Raw genomic sequence first — 18446 nt, 5'->3', positions numbered from 1 at the left:
CCCGCCGCCGCGATCTGCGGCAGATCAGCCACCACCGAGCCCACGATCACAGGCGCGTCGTTGACCGGCGTAATGTTAAGGGCGACTGTGGTCGTGGTTGGCGCGGAATGGCCGTCGGTTTTGGTGATGCTGAGGACAGCGGCGCCGTTGTAGTCCTGCGACGGCATATAGGTGAGGCCATTCAGGGCAGTTGCGATCGCCGCCGGCGAGCCGCTGAAGGTCATGGTGCCGTCGTTCGCGCCGTCGCCGGAACTGAACGACAATTGGGAGACATTGCCCAGACTGAGAACGCCGTTAGTCACCGACAGGGTGACGGTGAGGATCGAACTGTCATTGTCGGCGATCGTAATGGCCCTGGGGCCGCCGAAGATGAGCGGTGTGTCTTCGGCCGTGGTCAGCGACAAAGGCGCGAACGTCACTGGCGGCAGGTTGACCTGCAGCAAATCGGTGATGGTCGTGGGTATGGCCGGATTGTCGGGATTGGTCGGTATAAAATGAATTGTCGCCTGGTCGATAGGGCCGGGGTTGCCACCCGGCAGGTCGTCGCCGATCGCATTGCCGGGGCTCTTGTGCAGATCGATCTGGATCTGGGTATGCGGCCCGTTCTGCGGCGTTTGCGGATTGGGGTTATTCGGATTCTGCTGCTGAAAGAACTGCTGCAACAGCTGGTCGCCGACCGTCTTGATGCTGACGATCTGCTGCAGCGCCTGCAGTTCGACGGCGAGCTGTTGCGGCGATTTCTGGATTTCTTCGGCAATCACCTGCAATGGCCCCGCCGGGCGAACGACGATCATCGGACCGTCCTGCACAACGTTGGCGATGATCTGGCCCTGCTCGTTGATGATCACGGCGCCGGTCGCGCTCTGCGACACGTAGAAGTGCACCGTGCCGTCGTTCGCCGTGGTGACGCCGCCGACCGTGCCGCGGATGCCCATGGTCGCCACCGGCGTGCCGATGCGCATGTTGCCGCTATGCGCGACCTCGCCGGAAATGAAGGTCAGCGAGCCCTGCACCAGGTTGAGCAGCTGCGAATTGCCGGCGCCGTTCGGCGAATAGACAAATTCACTGACAACGATACGGGTATTGGCGGTCAGGTTGAGGGTGCTGCCGTCGTTGAACGTCACGGCCATCGTGCCGGCTTGCGTCTGCAGCACGTCGGCACGCAGGACGGGATCGCCCGCCTTCAATGTCACCGCGACGCCGTTGCGGATGATGCTGGCATCGCCGCTCCCGGTGACGACGCGGCCTACGGCATCAGATGCCGCCTGAGCCGGCGCGCCAGCCTGCGCGTACTGGCCCGGCGCGAGAGGCCCGCTCATCATGTCGATGAGTTCGCCGGAAAGCTTCGCGCCGTCGCGTGAGATCAGGGTCGCGCGCGTCTCGGATGCGAAATAGTCACGGACGACAGCAGATCCGCCGTCGTGGCCGCGCAGGATGAGATCGTGGCCGGCGCGGACGAAATCCGAATTGAACAGGAGATGCGCGTCCGCGATCGTCGCCGTCGCGCCGGATGGCCCCGCCTGGACGTCGACAGCAGTCGTCGCCGCGTGTTCGGCGTCGTGGCCGAACGCGAACGACTCTGGGTCAAAATCGCTGACGTCTCGAAGCATGCCTCAGCGCATCCTCGGGCCGCGGTTGGAAGATCGTTCGGCCTTCCCCGTAAAGGCCAAGGTTAATAAAGCATTATATTATAAACAGACCGCTTTTACCGCCTGTCCGGCGGAAAGGACAGCATTTATCCTTAATCCCGGCCCGGAATTGGCTCGGGCGGCCCGAAAGCCTAATGTTTTGGCAGCGCGGGCACTTTCTCCGCAGCCCGGGCTTCATCCACCGCTTTGATCCACCGGCCCGGATAGCCGTCTGCCCGGTTCATTGCGTAAGCTGCGCCTGACCGTCCCTAAAAGTGCGAGCCGAGTGTCGATGCCGCAGGATCAGCCCTTGGAAGTGTTTGTGTCGGGGCGGGTCAAATACGCCGTGCTGGTGATCGGCCTCGTCGCCATGGCCGCGATGACGGTTCCCGGTTTGCGGGCCCCCTGGATCACCGCGGCGCTTTGGGTCTGCCTCGGCTATTTTGCCGCCGAAATGGCCCTGAAAACCCGGCAAAGCTCCCATTTCGGCCGCAAGCCACCCTATCTGGGCTCGGCGGAGTTCTGGTGGGACGTCCTGGGCGTCGTCCCGGTGCCCCTCGCGCTGATCGCGGGCTTGCCGCCTGAAAAGGCCTGGCTGCTCGCGTCGCTGTGGATCCTCAAGCTCGCGACCGTGGTGCCCGGGCTGTCCCTGCTTGGCCGCATCATCCACCTCGAAGCCCGGCCGCTGGCCAGCGTCTTCGTGATCTTCCTGATCGTCCTGCTGCTCGCCAGCGTGGCCGTGCATCTCGCCGAGGGCCCGGGCCAGCCGGAGAAGTTCGGCACCCTGCCGCTGGCACTGTGGTGGGCGGTGACGACCCTGACCACCACCGGCTACGGCGACGCCGTCCCGGAAACCTTCGTCGGCCGTTCGGTCGCCGGCCTGGTCATGATCTGCGGCCTCGGCGTCTTCGGCCTGTGGACCGGCATTCTGGCCACCGGCTTCGCCAACGAGCACCGGCGCCGGGAATTCATCCGCACATACGAACTGGTCACGCGGGTGCCGTTCCTGCGTACGCTCGATGCCGCCGGTGTCATCGAGCTGACGCGGATGCTGAGGCGTCAGGACCTCGCCGAACGCAGCGTCGTGGTGCGACGGGGCCGCGCCGGCGATTGCATGTTCTTCATTGCTTCCGGCGAAGTTGAGGTCCAAGTCGAACCGAAGCCGATCCGGCTTGCCGCCGGCTCGTTCTTCGGCGAATTCGCGTTGCTCGACGGCGCGCCGCGCACGGCCACCGTGGTCACGACGCGGCCGACAACTCTCCTCACTCTCGACGTCACGGATTTCCACGCCTTCACCGCGCAACATCCCGACCTCGCCAGAGAACTGGAAGCGGAGGCGGCACGACGACGCGCCCCTGTCAAGGATGCCGGTCACATCGTCAACGACGCCGATGCCGCACAATAGGCTGTGAACAGTTCCGCCTCGCGCCGCGCCGGCGTTCCACCTATGGTCCGGCGCGAACTAGGATGCGGTATCGATATCGGAAACAGGGCGACAGGTCATTCATGCGTGTACGGTTCTGGGGAGTGCGGGGCAGTATCGCTTGTCCCGGTGCCGACACCATTCGCTATGGCGGCAATACGCCGTGCATCGAAGTCCACTGCGGCAATCACGTCCTGATCTTCGACGCCGGTACCGGCTTGCGGCCACTCGGCAACGCGCTGATGAAGAACAGCGCGCGCCGCGAGGTCGAGATTTTCCTCACCCATTGCCACCTCGATCACGTCACGGGGCTGCCGTTCTTCGCGCCGTTCTTCGTCGACGGTTACAAGATCGGCGTCTGGGCCGGCAATCTGCTGCCGGCGGCGAGCGTCGAGCAGGTCATGCGCAAGATCATGAGTTCGCCGCTGTTTCCGGTGGAAGTCGAGATTTTCCGCGCGGGCATCACCTTCCACGATTTCGTCTCAGGCGACGTCCTCGAGCCTTATCCCGGCGTGACGTTGCGCACCGCGCCACTCGATCACCCCGACGGCGCCAGCGGCTATCGTCTGGAATACAACGGCAAGATTTTCGCGGTGATCAGCGACACCTCGGGCTTTCCCGGCAACCGCGATAGCGAGCTCGTTTCGCTGGCGCGCAACGCCGACCTCATTGTTTATGACGCGACCTTCACGGAAGAGGAAATCAAGACGCGCGAAACGTGGGGCCATTCGACCTGGGAGCGCGGCGTCAAGCTGGCCAACGTGGCGAACGTGAAGCAGCTCTGCCTGTTCCACCACGACCCATCGCATGACGACGACTTCATGGACGGGCTCGCCGCCGACGCCGCCGACGCACGACCCGGCACCATCACCGCGCGTGAAGGCCAGATCATCGATTTGTAAGACGGCGACGCCGGCCGCTGCGGCGGTGAAGCATCTGGCCTCTTCACAGGTACGGCGATACTATTGAAGCAGCGCTGCCGGAGCTGGGCCGGCACGACATTTCGTCGAAGGGGTTGAGGGGCAATCGATGCACGATTCGCACGACGTTTTTCTCGGCGTGGACATGCACACCATCGTTCTCGCCATCGGGTTTATCGGTGGCGTTCTGTATATCGCCAGCCATTACATGAAGACCATGGTGCCGCTGCGCGTCTGCGAAATCCTCAGCAACGCGCTGTTCGTCGGTTACGGCTTTCTCTATCCGTCCTATCCGACGCTGTTTCTCTACGGCATCCTGATCCCGCTGAATGCCTATCGGCTCTACGAAATGATCGAACTGATCCACAAGGTGCGCCACGCCGCGCAAGGCGATCTGTCGATGAACTGGCTCAAGCCCTACATGAGCAAGCGGCACTACAAAAAAGGCGACCTGCTGTTCAGCAAGGGCGACCATGCCTCCGAGATGTTCTACATCGTCCATGGCAAATGCCGCGTCGTCGAAATCAATGTCGACCTTCCCGAGGGCCGCCTGGTCGGCGAACTCGGCTTCCTGACCCCCGAGCACGCCCGCACTCAATCCGTCGAATGCGTCGAGGACACCGAGATGATGGTGATCACCTACGACAAGCTCAGCGAACTGTATTTCCAGAATCCGACCTTCGGCTTCTACTTCCTGCGGCTGACCAGCGAACGCCTGCTGCAGAATATGAAGCGACTGGAGCAGGAGCTGGAGGCGCGCCCCAAAGCCGCGACTGCCTAAGCGCGCACGGCTGGCCGCAGCCATACGTTTCTTTGCGCTCTTTTAATGATGAATGCTCGGTTAGCGAGCGCGATCGCGCACTGCCGTCGCGCCGCAATGATTCAAATTTTACGCAGTTTCCCTAAGGCGCGTTGACGCTGCCCGGCAAAGTTCCCGTGCGGTCGCGGCGCACTTAACCGGGCCTCAGAAGCTCTTCACTTATCGATGTTCCCGCGAGCGGCATGAGACCGGCGATCAAGACCGGCCTGTCACCGCTCCGACGGGGACGTGTCAATGAGCATCCGGTTGCACTGGCCGGCGTGGATTTTCCTCGCCGCTGTTTTCAGCGTAATCCTGTCCGCCGCCTGGCATGGCGGCGCGCGCGCCGAGCCTTCACCGCAGCAGGTCGCATGGGCGCCGGCCGATCCGCCAGCCGTCGCGACGCGCTCGGCGGCGGTGTCCGCGCCGTTCGGTCTGGCGCAGTCAGCGCTGTCTGCCGCGCCTGCCGATGCAATGACCGCGAAATGGCAGGCGCTGCAGGCTGCCATCGCTATCGAGACGCGCGCCATGATCTTGTGCCGGCAAATGCCGCAGGCCTGCTCGCCGGCGGCGGCACGCTTTGTTTCGATCATCGATGCGGCGCGCGCCGAGACCGGCCGCGCCCGCGCCGGCCGGATCAACCGCGCCATCAATCTCGCCATCCGCCCGACGCGCGATAGCGCGCAGTTTGGCGCCGCCGATATCTGGCAATCGCCGCTGATGACCTTCGCCAGCGGCGCCGGCGATTGCGAGGATTATGCCATCGCCAAATATGTCGCGTTGCGCGAGGCGGGTGTTAACGTCAACGATCTCAAGCTCGTCATCGTTCATGACGCGCGCACGGGCGAGGATCATGCGGTGACCGCAGCTCGCATCGACGGCGAGTGGCTGATCCTCGATAACCGCAAGATGCTATTGCTCACCGACGCGCAGACGCCGGAGTTGAAGCCGCTGATCGCGCTTGGCGAGGAAGCGCCGAAGCCGGAGCTGATCCGCGATGCCGGGCTCGATAAGCGATTTATGCCGGTGGCGGCAGCGATCGGATGACGCAATTCAGCGCCGCCACGGCTCCATGAAGGGCGGGTATGGCTGAAACACCATCGAGGCCTGCGCGCGCCGGAATCGATCCGCCCCGCGCGCCTGGTCGCAGTCTTTGCAGGGCCGCCAGCGCCGCGTAATCACGCCCGGCTGGGAATCGTAGACCGTGATCATGTCGGAGCCGCAATAGGCCTCGCCGCCCGCTGACCACGAGCCGCCGAGATCAGCCGCCTGTACGGAGGCGATCGAACCCGCCAGGGCAACGAGGATGACAGCGACACGTCCGGTCATGAACCGAGTATTGGCCGCGAGGGGGAAACAACCGGTTAAGCCCGTGGCGGCCATGCCGGCGTCCGGCGTAACTGCAAGAGAAAGGGGCACGGATTGGAGCGGGCGAAGGGAATCGAACCCTCGTATGCAGCTTGGGAAGCTGCCGTTCTACCATTGAACTACGCCCGCGTCGGGCGGGACCTTAGCCAAAGGAAAGGCGGCGCGGCAAGGGCCGTTTGTCTCCGGAAGCGTGCCTCAGGCGGCGCGCCGTCCGGTAACGATGCCCCAGACCACCAGCACGATGATCGCGCCGACCACGGCGCCGATGAAGCCCGCCGCCTGCCCGGGTTGATACCAGCCGATCTGCTGACCGAGCCACGTCGCAACGAAGGCGCCGATGATGCCGAGGATCGTCGTCAGAATGAAGCCGGACGGCTCGTTCGGTCCCGGCGAAATGAATTTGGCGACGACTCCGGCAAGAAAGCCGATGATGATCGTCCAGATGATGCTCATGTAATCCCCTGTGCTGGTCAGGCCACAACGCGGCGATCGAGGTTTGGTTTCCTCGAAGGCGACTCGGCGTGTCCTACTCCGCGATCTCCCGCACCACGCGGCAGGGATTCCCGGCGGCGAACGTGCCGTCCGGAATGTCGCGGGATACGACGCTTCCGGCGCCGATCACGGCCCGCGCGCCGATACGCACGCCCGGCAGAATGATGGCGCCGCCACCAACCCAAACATCCGATCCGATCTCCACCGGCTTGCCGAACTCTTTCTTGCGGCGCGCCTCGGCATTCCATGGATGCATCGGCGTGAGGATCTGCACCGACGGACCGAACAGCGTGAAACTGCCGATGCGCACCGGGCATACGTCGAGGATGATGCAATTGAAATTGAAGAACACCCGCTCGCCGAGCTCGATGTTGGCGCCGTAGTCGCAAAAGAACGGCGGCTGCATCAGGACCGACTCGCCACCGGCGCCGAACAATTCCTCAAGAATCTGCCGGCGCGTGCCGGTGTCCGCCTCGGCGGAGGCGTTCAATAATTGGCAGAGATTGCGCGCACGCGTCCTCGCGGTGACGAGCTCGGCATCCATGGGATCATAGAGTTCACCCGCCACCATTCTCTGGCGTTCGCTCATCGCCGCCTCCCGTTGATCACCAACAGGGTCAAGCCGCGACGGATAGGTCGGTTCCTCGCGGCGGCGATGCCCGTTCGCTCGGGCGGACTAGGTTCTGAAATGCTTCGACAGCTTCAGGCTCTGTGCCTGGTAGTTCGAGCCGATGCCCTGGCCGTACAAGGTCTTCGGCAAGCCGAGCATCTTCTCGTATACGAGGCGACCGACGATCTGGCCATGCTCAAGAATGAACGGCACCTCGCGCGAGCGCACTTCCAGCACGGCGCGCGAACCTCGGCCGCCCGCGCCGGCGTAGCCGAAACCGGGGTCGAAGAAGCCGGCATAGTGCACGCGGAATTCGCCGACCAAGGGATCGAACGGCACCATCTCGGCGGCATAGGCAGGCGGCACCTGCACCGCTTCCTTCGACGCGAGAATGTAAAACTCGTCGGGATCGAGGATCAGCCGCTGGTCGGGCCGCGCGTCGATCGGCTCCCAGAAGTCGGCAACGTCGTAGCCGCCGCGGCGTTCGACATCGATCACCGCGGTGTGCCGCTTGGCGCGATAGCCGACGATGCCGGGCCGTCCCGCGCCGGCGATGGTGCCGGACAGATCGACGCTGACGGCGATCCCGTCGCTCAGGTCGACATCATCTGAATCGACGAGACGCTCTTGCGCGTGCAGCGCCTTCAAGGCGGCGGCATCGAGCTGGGCGTGGCCGTGACGGAAACGGATCTGCGACAGTCGGGTACCTTCACGCACCAGCACCGGGAAGGTGCGCGGCGAAATCTCGGCGTAAAGCGGACCCTTGTAGCCGGCCTCGATGCGGTCGAAGCCGCGCATCTCGTCGGCGATGACGCGGGTGAAGACATCGAGGCGGCCGGTCGAACTCTTCGGATTGGCGGCGGCGGCGATCTCAGGCGGCAGCGCCAGACTCTCCAGCAGCGGCACGATGTAGACGCAGCCGGTCTCCAGCACCGCGCCATCTTTGAGTGGGAACTGGTGCAGCGTCAATTCGTCGATGCGGCGCGCGACCTTGGCCGAACCCGGCAGGAACGAGGCGCGCACGCGGTAAGCCACCGAACCGAGACGGAGATCGAGGCTAGCCGGCTGAATCTGGTCCGATGCGAAGTCTTTCTCGCGCAGGATCGCGCCATCGGCGGCGAGCTGCTCGATCATGCTGTCGGGCAGAATTCCTTTGTCATCTCTGGAAAAAGTCAGCGCCACGCAACAATCCCCGCCGTCTCTGCCTGCGATCTAACCCAACGGGCGGCTTGACGGGAAGCTTACTGAGCCGCTAAAACCCCTTTATCCCGTGGTCATTTGAGCCGGCCGGCTTGCAGCCACGTAAAACAAATCGCTAAAAGGCCGTGGACATGATGCCCCAGGGCGCGACGCCCGTTTAAGGACATATGAGCCCGGCCGAGGACTTATCCTCCGGCCGGTTTTTTATTGGCTGAACGAGCCTTCACTGGCGCGTCAGGCCAAAGGAGCTGAACGATGTCCGACGATAACAGAGGCTATCGCCCCGAAACCCGCCTGGTCCACGCCGGCACGCTGCGCTCGCAGTTCAACGAAATGTCGGAGGCGCTGTATCTGACGCAGGGCTATCGCTACGAGAGCGCCGAAGACTGCGAGGCGCGCTTTTCCGGTAAAATCCCGGGTTACGTCTATTCGCGCTACTCCAACCCGACCATGGACATGTTCGAGAAGCGCATGGCCGCGCTCGAAGGCGCCGAGGCCGCGCGCTCGACCGTCACCGGCATGGCCGCCGTGACCAATGCGCTGATGGGGCTGGTCCGCGCCGGCGATCACATCGTTGCCGCCAAGGCGCTGTTCGGCTCGTGCCGCTGGGTAATCGAGGACTGGCTGTCGCGCTTCGGCGTCACCTTCACCCTGGTCGACGGCAAGGACCTCGAGGCCTGGAAAAAGGCGGTGCGCAAGGAGACCAAGGTCTTCTTCATGGAGACGCCGACCAACCCGACGCTGGAAGTTTACGACATCGCCGCGGTGGCCGAGATCGCCCGTAGCGCCGGCGCCAAGCTCGTCGTCGACAACGTGTTCGCGACGCCGCTGTACCAGAGCCCGCTGCAGCTCGGGGCCGACGTCGTCGTCTATTCCGCGACCAAGCATATCGACGGTCAGGGCCGTGTGCTCGGCGGCGTCATCCTGTCGAGCGAGAAGATCATTGCCGATCATTATCACAATCTGCTGCGGCAGACCGGCCCGACGCTGCCGCCGTTCAATGCCTGGGTGCTGCTCAAGGGCCTCGAGACGCTCGGCGTCCGTGTCGAACGCCAGACCAAGACCGCTGGCGTGATCGCCGACAAGCTCGCCGGCCACGACAAGCTGACGCGGCTCATCTATCCCGGCCGCGCCGACCACCCTCAGGCCGACATCGTCAAGAAGCAGATGAAGGCTGGCTCGACGCTGATCGCCTTCGAAATCAAGGGCGGTAAGGAAGGCGCTTTCCGCTTCCTCAACGGTCTGAAGCTGACGCAGATCACCAACAATCTCGGTGACGCAAAGACGCTGATCACGCATCCGATGACGACGACGCATCAAAGGCTGACGCCGGAGCAGCGTGCCGAACTCGGCATCGGCGACGGCATGGTGCGGCTGTCATGCGGCCTCGAGCATCAAGACGATATCCTCGAGGACCTGCTGACGGCGCTCGACAAGGTGTAAGGCGCCGCCAAAAAGAAAATGGCCGGACAAGCAAATGTCCGGCCATCGCAACGAGGTTGACTGTTCGATTAACGGACGGCCGATGCTTTGGCCGCCACGATCGGGCGTTTCACCGCTTCGGCAATCGCGAGGCCGAGGTGGTGCGCCATGCACGCATAGCCCCAGTCGTTCATGTGCAGGCCGTCGGCGATGGTGAATGCCGAGAACGGCAGACCGTCTTCGTTCCAGCGTTTCATCGCCTCGAAGCGGCGGAATAGACCGACGTCTTCCTGCTTCGATACCGAGGCGATGAAGTCGACCATCTTCGGCGCCAGCGGCTTGGCAATCACTTTCGGCGCGTATTGCGGATCGATGAGAATGATGTCGGCGCCGACCGCGCGGATGCGATCGAGGCCGCCGCGGATCGCCCCGCCGCGATCTTCCATCTGGTGGTCGCGGATCAGTGAATTGGTGCCGAGCTGCCAAAGCACCAGATCGGGCTTGTAGGCGATCACCGACGTGTCAAAGCGGCGCAGCATGTCCGGCGCTTCTTCGCCGTTCACGCCCTGGTTGATCACCGTGAAACGTTGTGCCGGAAACTGCGCCTGGAGTTCGACGGACAGGCGGCTGGGATAGCTCGCGGCGGGCGACGACGCGCCGGCGCCGGCCGTTGAGGACGAGCCGATGGCGACGATGGTGACCGGCTGGCGGCGTGCAATCTTCTGCGCGACATGCGTCAGCGATCCGCCGAGACGCAACAGATCGTGCGGGGTGTCGCAGCGCGGCTGCGGCGCGGTGGCATCGGCAAGCGCCGCCGCGGGAATAAAAAACAACAGAGCGGCAGCGAGCGATTTGGTCGCCCGGCCGGCGAGATCGAACAGCGTCACGGATTCTTCCCCAAGGCAGCGATCAAGGTCCGAGGTATCTTTTCCGTTAGTTATTATCGGCTGGCGGTGTTGGCTTGGCGGCCTCAAGGACGAGATCGGCCAATAAGCGTCCGATACAATCGTGTACCCGCTCAGCCATATCAAGTTTCTTTGTCGGGGAATAGAGATCAAAGGTTCCTTGGTCGGACCATGCTTTCATAAGACTGAAGCGATCAAACACCGGCACTTCTTGCTGCACTGCAACCCAGCGCATGTTTTCGACATAGACGCCGAGCGCGATCATGGATTCAGTGCGGGGACTATACTGTGGGTTGATGAACATCACGTCAGCACCCGCTGCGCGGGCTTTGCGAATGCCCTTGTCGAGCGCCTGGCTGAACTGGTCGGGGTCGACAGCCTGCATCGCATCGACCGTCGCCGTCTGCCACAGCATCAGAGCCGGATGAGACGCAGCGAGCTCAGCCGGCAATGTTTTGACCATGTCGACGGCGGTGCGGCGCGACTTGACGTCGGTCGTCACCGAAACCTGCACGCCCGGGAGTTTACGACTGAGACTCTGCTGCAAGCGGGCCGGATAGGAATTTGCCGCACCGTTCGGGCCGGGCAATTGCGACGAGCCCGCGCCGACCACGAGGATCGACAGCGACTTGTCGGCGATGGCCTTTTTGACGTGCTGCATCGGGAAGGCAATGGCAAAGGGACCGCCATCGACCCCACACTCGGCGGGATTGGTCGCGTGAGCCGGACTTCCCAGGCTCAAAAATAGCGCGGCTAGGCATGCCGATACCGGCACGCCCAACCCCCATGGACGTCGCCCGCTCATGTGTCGCCCCCGGCCAAGCTCGGCTTGGCAGCCTGCGTCCTCGTCGAGGATCCGGACCCCGATCCTGATCCCTGGCGTTCAATGATCCTATACCATGAAATGAGCCACGCCGCGCCCGCCATGATCGCAATACCCGCCACGCTGACAAGAATCTGAACCGGTACGCGGTTGGAAACTTCGGTGAACACGAAGTGCCCGGCAAACGACAAGAACACGCCGAGACAGAAAATGCCCAGCGAATGCGCGCCGCACATAATCGCCGGTTTGAACCACGGCGACTTCAGCGCCGGCCAGTCGCGCGGCACCAAACGTACCGTGATGATCGCCAGCGCGAGGAAGTGCAGAATCCGCAGCACGTCGAGATTGGTCTTGTCGATCGGATAGATCAGGTCGCCGACAAAGCTCGGGACGAAGGCGCCCAGGGTCGGAATGTGCCAGGTCAGCGCGATGCCGAAGGCGAACAGCAAATAAACGATGGCGAGGACCAAAGTGATCGGCGAATTGATCGCCCGCGACAACCGTGCCGCGCCGCCGAGCGCGCACCACGCGCCAAAGATGAAAAGGAACTGCCAGGCGAACGGATTGAACACCCAGACGCCTTGCGGCCAGGCCGGCAAATTCCAGTCGAACAGCCATGACAGCGTATAGATTGCGACGGAGGCCAGCAAAGCGATCGTCGGGACCCGCATCAGCAACCACAGGAACGGCGCGAAGCCCAGCAGCAGGACGATATACAGCGGCAACACATCCATGTTCACGGGCTTGAACTTCAGCAGCATCGCCTCGATGATCGTCACGTCCGGACTGTTCAGGAAATTCAGCACGCCCATTTCTTCGGTATAAAGCGGGTTCTCGAACGAATGCGCGATGTAGGAAATCTCGGCGAGGTAGATCGCAAACAGGAAGATATGAGCGACGTAAATCTGCCAGGCGCGCTTGAGCACCCGTGCCGCGGCGATGAGGAAGCCGTTGAGATACATCGACCGGCCGTAGACGAAGGCGACCGTGTAGCCGGAGATGAAGACGAAGATCTCGGTGGCGTCGGAGAACCCGTAATTACGGATCGTAACCCAGCTGACCGCGTTGGACGGTATGTGGTCGAGAAAAATCAGCCAGAGCGCAAGCCCGCGGAACAGATCCAGACGCAGGTCACGTTCGGTCGTGGTCGGCACCATGGACGGCTTTTCTTTCCTATACCGCTTCGGTCATAATCGAACACCAAACCGAGCCGGCTTCAATCGCGTCGCATAGGATTAAGGCAGAACATGTACCGCGCGATTACCCGCAAGATCGAGGTCACCGTCACGCCCCGGTATCTTTCCGAGCGGTCGTCGCCTGCCAGCGCTTATTTCTTCTGGGCTTATACCATCGATATCGTCAATCACGGCGATGAGACCGTCCAGCTCAAGACCCGGCACTGGCGCATCACCGACGCGTCCGGCCGGCTGCAGGAGGTCAAGGGGGCGGGGGTCGTCGGCGAAGAGCCGATCCTGAAGCCGGGGGAATCCTTCGAATACACCAGTGGCGTGCCGCTGCCGACGCCGTCCGGTTTCATGGAAGGCACCTATGGAATGATCACCGAGGATGGCCGCCGCTTCGATATAGATATTCCGTTATTTTCGCTCGACATGCCGTCCAAAGGCCGCATCCTCAATTAGCTGAGCTATTGCGGCAGGCAACCCTTGAAGCGCCCGAGCGCCGGCCGCGGCACGACGGCCAAGACTGCCCCGTTTACGGAAAAGTTCTGCAGACGCTCGACCTCCGGTTCCGGCAAGGCGACGCAGCCCGCGGTGCCTGGCGCGCCGGGCTTGCGGACGTGGATGAAAATGCACGAGCCGGCCTTCGCCGCCCGGTTGGTCGGATATTCCACCAGCAGGCCGCGGCGATATTCCGGGACGCGCCACATGTTCTCGCCATGCACCTGCCAGCCAACCTGCGCCCGCGTCGAGATGGTGTTGTAGGCGGGCGATGAGGGATCATCGACGCAGGTCACGCCTTCCTCGACATGAAGATAATGTGCGCGGCGCGCAGGAGCGAAACCGAAGCTGCGGCCGATGGCGAAGAAGCCGGCCGGCGCACGCTTGTCACCGTCGACCTTGATCGGCTCGCCGGCCGTCGCGAAGTTGCGGAAGGTATGCGACCACGCTGTGCCCTTGCGCCCGATCAGCGCGCTGACCGGTCCGCCGTCCGCCTGCCATTCGGCAACGGGCGCGGATCGCGTGAAGCGCCGCAAGGTCGCGGTGCTATTCGTCATGGTGTCGGGCACGACCAGCACCAGGCGGCGCGCTTGCGCGAGCGGCGCCGGACACGATTGTGCGATCGCCGCCGACGATGCGACAGGCGCCGCAATCAACGCCATCGCAAGCAACCCAGAGCGCATCGAGAGCTCACTAATCATGCACGGAGTCGGGCCGCGTTCGGCCAGGCGCGCAAGGTTAATGCGGGAGCACAGTTAATTGCCGTTGGCGCCGACGTCTTCAGGCTGGAACACGTAGTTGGAATTGCAGAACTCGCAGGTCACGGAAATGCGGCCGTCCTCGACCATGTGGTTGCGATCGTCCTGCGAAAAACTCTTCAGCATCGAGAACACGGCGTCACGCGAGCACGAGCACTGCGCGCGAACTTCCTGCACCTTGAAGACGCGCACGCCCGGCTCATGGAACAGCCGAAAGGCCAGCCGCTCGCTCGACAGGTCCGGATCGATCAGTTCGATGTCCTCGACGGTCTCGAGCAGCGCCCGGCCCTGCACCCAGGCATCGTCCTCGATCACCGGGGCAACTTCGACGCCTTCGGGCGCATCGCCCGGATGCAGATCGATGCGCGCGCGGTCCTGCGATTTCGGCAGGAACTGCAACATGACGCCGCCGGCGCGCCAGCGATGGCTGTCGGCGCCGGAGCCGGGCTTGAATTCTTCGGCGACGGCAAGACGCACGCGGGTCGGTATCTGTTCGGAGCGCAGGAAATACTCGTGCGCGGCATCTTCCAGCGAAGCGCCATCGAGCGCGACCAGACCCTGGTAGCGCTGCATGTTCTCACCCTGGTCGATGGTCATGGCGAGATGGCCCTTGCCAAGCAGATTGGCGGAGGTCGCCTCGCCGGAGGCAACCAGCGCCTCGACGCCAGACGCGCCGAACCGGGCGCAGGCCCGCACCTGGCCGGGGGTGGTGTAATCGACCACCAGCAGACCGACAGGACCGTCGGTCTGGGCCTGCAGGATGAAGCGGCCGTCCATCTTCAGCGACGAACCAAGCATGACGGCGAGCACGATCGCCTCGCCGAGCAGCTTGGCGACCGGTGCCGGATAGGCGTGCTTCGACAGGATCTCGTCCACCATCGGGCCGAGGCGGACCAGCCGGCCGCGCAGATCCAGGCTCGCCACTTCGAACGGCGTCACCGCGTCATCGACCGAAGCGGCCGACGGAACGCGGGTGGGGATGGAGATATCGGGGGATTGGCTCATCGGTTCAGTCATGCCGGTTATGTAGCGAGCGAGGGCGAAATTGCGAGGGCAACCCGCCTCATCCTGAGGAGCGGTCCGCAGGACCGCGTCTCGAAGGATGGGACGGCCACATGGTTCGAGACGCGCACTTCGTGCGCTCCTCACCATCAGGCCGGGCGAAGCCTCAGGCGTCTTCGGCGTGCAGGCACCAGGCGAGCAGGCCCTTCTGGGCGTGCAGGCGGTTCTCGGCCTCGTCGAACACCACGGACTGCGGCCCGTCCATCACCTCATCGGTGACTTCCTCACCGCGATGCGCGGGCAGGCAGTGCATGAACAGCGCGTCCGGCTTGGCCTTGGCCATCAAGGCTGAGTTGACCTGATACGGCTTGAGTACGTTGTGGCGGTGCTGGGCCTCGCGGTCGCCCATCGACACCCAGGTGTCGGTGAAGACACAATCGGCGCCTTCGACCGCGGCTTCCGGATCGTCGCCGACCTTGATGTTGGCGCCGGACGACTTGACCCAGTCCATCAGCCACTTCTTCGGCTTCAGTTCCGCCGGACAGGCGACGCGCAGTTCGAAATCGAAGCGTTCGGCGGCGTGCATCAGCGACGCCAGCACGTTGTTGGCGTCGCCGGTCCAGGCGATCTTGCGCCCGGTGATCGAACCGCGATGCTCCTCGAAAGTCATGACGTCGGCCAGCACCTGGCACGGATGCGAACGGCGCGTCAGGCCGTTGATCACCGGCACCGTGGCGTATTTCGCGATCTCGGCGACCGATTCATGATCGAGCGTGCGGATCATGATGGCGTCGACGAAGCGCGACAGCACGCGCGCGGTGTCGGCCAGCGTCTCGCCGCGGCCGAGCTGCATTTCCTGCGACGTCAGCATGATCGCTTCGCCGCCAAGCTGGCGCATGCCGACGTCGAACGACACGCGCGTACGCGTCGACGGCTTGTCGAAGATCATCGCCAGAGTCTTGCCGGCGAGCGGCTGCGGACCCTCGCCGCGCTTCTGCCGCGCCTTGATGGCGCGGCTGTGCGTGATCATCTCCTTCAGCGTCGGCTTCGGGATGTCGGTGAGATCGAGGAAGTGACGGATGTCGCCGCTCATGCGACCGCCCCTTGCTTGGCGGCCGGATTGCTCTGGCGCGGATGGGCCTGGGCGAGCTTGGCGCAGGCGCGTTCGATGCGCCTGATCGCCTCGCCGATCTCCTCGTCGTTGATGATGAGCGGCGGCAGCAGACGCACCACGTTGTCGCCGGCGGCAACCGTGATCATCTCCTCGTTGCGCAGCTCATCGACCATCTCGCCGACCGGCGGCACCATGCGCAGGCCCATCAGCAGGCCTTCGCCGCGCACCTCGGCGACGACAGACGGATAGCGATCGCGTATTTCGGCGAGCCGCTGCTTGAACAGCAGGCCCTTGCGCTTGACCTCGTCGAGGAAGGCGCGGTCGGCGACGATGTCGAGCACGGCATTGGCCGCGGCCATGGCGAGCTGGTTGCCGCCGAAGGTCGAACCGTGCGTGCCCGGCGTCATGCCCTTGGCCGCTTCCGCCGTGGCAAGGCAGGCGCCGATCGGGAAGCCGCCGCCGAGCGCCTTGGCGAGCCCCATAATGTCCGGGGTCACGCCGGTATGCTGATAGGCGAAGAGGTCGCCGGTGCGGCCGACGCCGGTCTGCACTTCGTCGAAGATCAGCAGCAGGCCATTGTCGTCGCACAGCTTGCGCAGCGCGCGCAAAAATTCATGGGGAACGACGCGGACGCCGCCCTCGCCCATGACCGGCTCGGCGATGATCGCCGCGGTTTCCGGCGTGATCGCCTTCTTCACCGTCTCGATGTCGCCGAACGGCAGTTGGTCGAAGCCCGGCATGTTGGGGCCGAAGCCTTCGAGATACTTCTTGTTGCCGGTCGCCGACAGCGCGGCAAGAGTCCGGCCGTGGAACGCGCCTTCGAAGGTGATGATGCGGTTACGTTCCGGCTTGCCGGACACGTACTGGTATTTCCGCGCCATCTTGATGCAGCATTCCATCGCCTCGGTGCCGGAGTTCTGGAAGAACACATAGTCGGCGAAGGAAAGCTCGCAGAGCCGCTCGGCCAGCCGCTCGCCTTCCGGAATGCGGTACAGGTTCGAGGTATGCCAGAGCTTCTGGGCTTGCGCGGTAATCGCCGCGACCATGTGCGGATGCGCATGGCCGAGCGCATTGACGGCGACGCCCGAGGTGAAATCGAGATAGCGTTTGCCGTTGGTCGCGGTCAGCCAAACACCTTCGCCCCGCTCGAAAGCGAGGTCGACACGGGCATAGGTCGGCAACAGATGCGAGCTCACGGCCAGTCTCTTTCAACGAAACGAAAAACACGACGCCCGACGCGCAGCGAACGGGAAAACGAAAGCGACCCCGGACAATAGCCGAGGCGTTTCAACATCTTCGCCGAAGACTCGTCCGCGGGACGGCCCGCGGGCCGATCTCCTTTGGACTGAAGCGTTTTCCCGGCTGGCTGCGCCCGAAACGAAACGTGCCGCCTCGCCGGGCGGCACTGCAGGCATTTTAGGCCAGGTCGGCCCCAAGTCAACCGAACCGGGAAACCGATTCGGCCGACTCAATTTCACCGCAACTGCGGATTCTAAAGGAAAACCTGTTGGTAGATGGGCTTTCGCCGATTGCAAAAGCTTGCGGGAGAGTCAACCCATAGTGTAGTTTTTTGGTCAGGCGATACGACATGTCGTGCGTACCGCCGCCAAAATCTGGTTCATCCCTGCAGCGTAACACGTTCGGGCACGAATAGCCGTGCCGGACGAAGGGGATGGATTCTATCTGAAGCTTGGACGCCGAGGGGAACGCCCAAATGAGCTGGACCGACGAGAGGGTCGAACTCTTAAAGAAGCTATGGTCGGACGGCCTCTCGGCCAGCCAGATCGCGGCCGAACTGGGCGGGATCACCCGAAATGCCGTGATCGGCAAGGTGCACCGCCTCGGCCTGTCGGGCCGGGCCAAAAGCCCCTCGAGCACGGCGCCGCGGCCGCGCAAGGCCCGCACCTCCGGTCACATGATCCGGGTGCAGCGGCCCCAGGTCCGGGGCAACACGGCGCTGGCCTATGACTACGAGGCCGAGCCCGAACCCGAACTGCTGGAAATCCCGGTCGAGCAGCGCAAGACCCTGCTGCAGCTCAGCGAGCGCACCTGCCACTGGCCGGTGGGCGATCCGTCGGGCCCGGATTTCTTCTTCTGCGGCGGCGACAGCGCGGAAGACCAGCCCTATTGCAGCTTCCATTGCCGCGTCGCCTATCAGCCGGCCAGCGACCGCCGTCGTCACAAGCCGGCGTTCCGCAACTGAGCGATCTGCCAGCGCGAAGTCTCAAGCCGGGGCGAAAGCTCCGGCTTTTTCGTTGCGGGCGCTTTCTTGTCTTTGATTTTCAAACAGCCGGGAAGACTTG

At 63.6% G+C, this 18446-nt stretch carries 19 protein-coding genes, 1 tRNA gene and 1 riboswitch; of the genes, 7 read left to right on the top strand and 13 right to left on the bottom strand.

Annotated features, from left to right (window positions below; all coding sequences use genetic code 11):
* Positions 1–1610 (bottom strand): FecR domain-containing protein (locus ASD45_RS20905; RefSeq protein ID WP_200949748.1); only part of this gene is annotated, 1610 nt, incomplete at its 3' end.
* A 334-nt stretch (positions 1611–1944) separates the two neighbouring features.
* Between ASD45_RS20905 and ASD45_RS20900 the strand changes: the two genes are divergently transcribed.
* The 4 genes from ASD45_RS20900 to ASD45_RS20885 all read left to right on the top strand — a co-directional run bounded on the left by ASD45_RS20900 (position 1945) and on the right by ASD45_RS20885 (position 5817).
* Positions 1945–3033 (top strand): cyclic nucleotide-gated ion channel, encoded by a 1089-nt coding sequence (locus ASD45_RS20900; protein WP_244485583.1) that lies wholly within the window; start codon positions 1945–1947, stop codon positions 3031–3033.
* 122 nt (positions 3034–3155) lie between these two features.
* The gene (locus ASD45_RS20895) at positions 3156–3953 is read left to right on the top strand and encodes an MBL fold metallo-hydrolase (RefSeq protein ID WP_244485555.1); all 798 of its coding nucleotides are present in this window, start codon (positions 3156–3158) and stop codon (positions 3951–3953) included.
* Positions 3954–4080: 127 nt separating this feature from the next.
* Positions 4081–4752 carry a cyclic nucleotide-binding domain-containing protein gene (locus ASD45_RS20890; protein ID WP_056913554.1) on the top strand — a complete coding sequence of 224 codons (672 nt, stop codon included), beginning with the start codon at positions 4081–4083 and terminating at the stop codon, positions 4750–4752.
* 273 nt (positions 4753–5025) lie between these two features.
* Positions 5026–5817 (top strand): transglutaminase-like cysteine peptidase, encoded by a 792-nt coding sequence (locus ASD45_RS20885; RefSeq protein WP_056913553.1) that lies wholly within the window; start codon positions 5026–5028, stop codon positions 5815–5817.
* Positions 5818–5823: 6 nt separating this feature from the next.
* Here ASD45_RS20885 and ASD45_RS20880 read toward each other — a convergent pair whose 3' ends face one another.
* The 5 genes from ASD45_RS20880 to ASD45_RS20860 all read right to left on the bottom strand — a co-directional run bounded on the left by ASD45_RS20880 (position 5824) and on the right by ASD45_RS20860 (position 8422).
* Positions 5824–6099, bottom strand: a complete 276-nt coding sequence (locus ASD45_RS20880; RefSeq protein WP_056913552.1) for a hypothetical protein — start codon at positions 6097–6099, stop codon at positions 5824–5826.
* Positions 6100–6193: 94 nt separating this feature from the next.
* Positions 6194–6267, bottom strand: a tRNA-Gly gene (locus ASD45_RS20875).
* Between the two features lie 66 nt (positions 6268–6333).
* Positions 6334–6591 (bottom strand): GlsB/YeaQ/YmgE family stress response membrane protein, encoded by a 258-nt coding sequence (locus tag ASD45_RS20870; RefSeq protein ID WP_056913551.1) that lies wholly within the window; start codon positions 6589–6591, stop codon positions 6334–6336.
* A gap of 73 nt (positions 6592–6664) precedes the next feature.
* On the bottom strand, positions 6665–7219 hold the full coding sequence (locus ASD45_RS20865; protein WP_056913550.1) for a sugar O-acetyltransferase: 555 nt from the start codon (positions 7217–7219) through the stop codon (positions 6665–6667).
* A gap of 87 nt (positions 7220–7306) precedes the next feature.
* The gene (locus ASD45_RS20860; protein ID WP_056913549.1) at positions 7307–8422 is read right to left on the bottom strand and encodes a 2'-deoxycytidine 5'-triphosphate deaminase; all 1116 of its coding nucleotides are present in this window, start codon (positions 8420–8422) and stop codon (positions 7307–7309) included.
* Positions 8423–8500: 78 nt separating this feature from the next.
* A riboswitch (SAM riboswitch) is annotated at positions 8501–8579 on the top strand.
* A gap of 116 nt (positions 8580–8695) precedes the next feature.
* Between ASD45_RS20860 and ASD45_RS20855 the strand changes: the two genes are divergently transcribed.
* Entirely contained in the window at positions 8696–9883 is a 1188-nt protein-coding gene (locus ASD45_RS20855; protein WP_056913548.1) for an O-succinylhomoserine sulfhydrylase, read from the top strand.
* A 68-nt stretch (positions 9884–9951) separates the two neighbouring features.
* Here the strand turns inward: ASD45_RS20855 and ASD45_RS20850 are convergent, their stop codons facing one another.
* Genes ASD45_RS20850 through ASD45_RS20840 form a run of 3 tightly spaced genes read right to left on the bottom strand, consistent with a single transcriptional unit; the run spans position 9952 to position 12747 of the window.
* Positions 9952–10749, bottom strand: a complete 798-nt coding sequence (locus ASD45_RS20850) for a GDSL-type esterase/lipase family protein (RefSeq protein ID WP_056913547.1) — start codon at positions 10747–10749, stop codon at positions 9952–9954.
* A 46-nt stretch (positions 10750–10795) separates the two neighbouring features.
* Positions 10796–11542 (bottom strand): GDSL-type esterase/lipase family protein, encoded by a 747-nt coding sequence (locus tag ASD45_RS23765; protein WP_162249476.1) that lies wholly within the window; start codon positions 11540–11542, stop codon positions 10796–10798.
* A gap of 26 nt (positions 11543–11568) precedes the next feature.
* Complete coding sequence (locus ASD45_RS20840) at positions 11569–12747, bottom strand: OpgC domain-containing protein (RefSeq protein WP_056913545.1); 1179 nt, start codon at positions 12745–12747, stop codon at positions 11569–11571.
* Positions 12748–12837: 90 nt separating this feature from the next.
* Between ASD45_RS20840 and apaG the strand changes: the two genes are divergently transcribed.
* Positions 12838–13230, top strand: coding sequence for a Co2+/Mg2+ efflux protein ApaG (gene apaG, locus ASD45_RS20835; RefSeq protein ID WP_056913544.1), 393 nt, complete (start codon positions 12838–12840; stop codon positions 13228–13230).
* Between the two features lie 5 nt (positions 13231–13235).
* Here apaG and ASD45_RS20830 read toward each other — a convergent pair whose 3' ends face one another.
* From ASD45_RS20830 to ASD45_RS20815, 4 genes are all read right to left on the bottom strand, one after another.
* On the bottom strand, positions 13236–13970 hold the full coding sequence (locus tag ASD45_RS20830) for a hypothetical protein (protein WP_162249475.1): 735 nt from the start codon (positions 13968–13970) through the stop codon (positions 13236–13238).
* Positions 13971–14024: 54 nt separating this feature from the next.
* The gene (locus ASD45_RS20825) at positions 14025–15032 is read right to left on the bottom strand and encodes an Hsp33 family molecular chaperone (RefSeq protein WP_056913656.1); all 1008 of its coding nucleotides are present in this window, start codon (positions 15030–15032) and stop codon (positions 14025–14027) included.
* 163 nt (positions 15033–15195) lie between these two features.
* Complete coding sequence (argF, locus tag ASD45_RS20820; protein WP_056913542.1) at positions 15196–16122, bottom strand: ornithine carbamoyltransferase; 927 nt, start codon at positions 16120–16122, stop codon at positions 15196–15198.
* A complete protein-coding gene (locus ASD45_RS20815) occupies positions 16119–17345 on the bottom strand; it encodes an aspartate aminotransferase family protein (RefSeq protein WP_056913541.1) in 1227 nt (408 codons plus the stop codon). The genes argF and ASD45_RS20815 overlap by 4 nt, the downstream gene beginning before the upstream one ends.
* 512 nt (positions 17346–17857) lie before the next feature.
* Between ASD45_RS20815 and ASD45_RS20810 the strand changes: the two genes are divergently transcribed.
* Positions 17858–18346 carry a GcrA family cell cycle regulator gene (locus tag ASD45_RS20810; RefSeq protein WP_056913540.1) on the top strand — a complete coding sequence of 163 codons (489 nt, stop codon included), beginning with the start codon at positions 17858–17860 and terminating at the stop codon, positions 18344–18346.
* Positions 18347–18446: the final 100 nt, after the last annotated feature.

The sequence above is a fragment of the Pseudolabrys sp. Root1462 genome (assembly GCF_001426945.1).
GTDB lineage: Bacteria > Pseudomonadota > Alphaproteobacteria > Rhizobiales > Xanthobacteraceae > Pseudolabrys.
The sequence above is the reverse complement of the archived record's forward strand: the minus strand, read 5'-3'. Positions and strand labels throughout refer to the sequence as shown.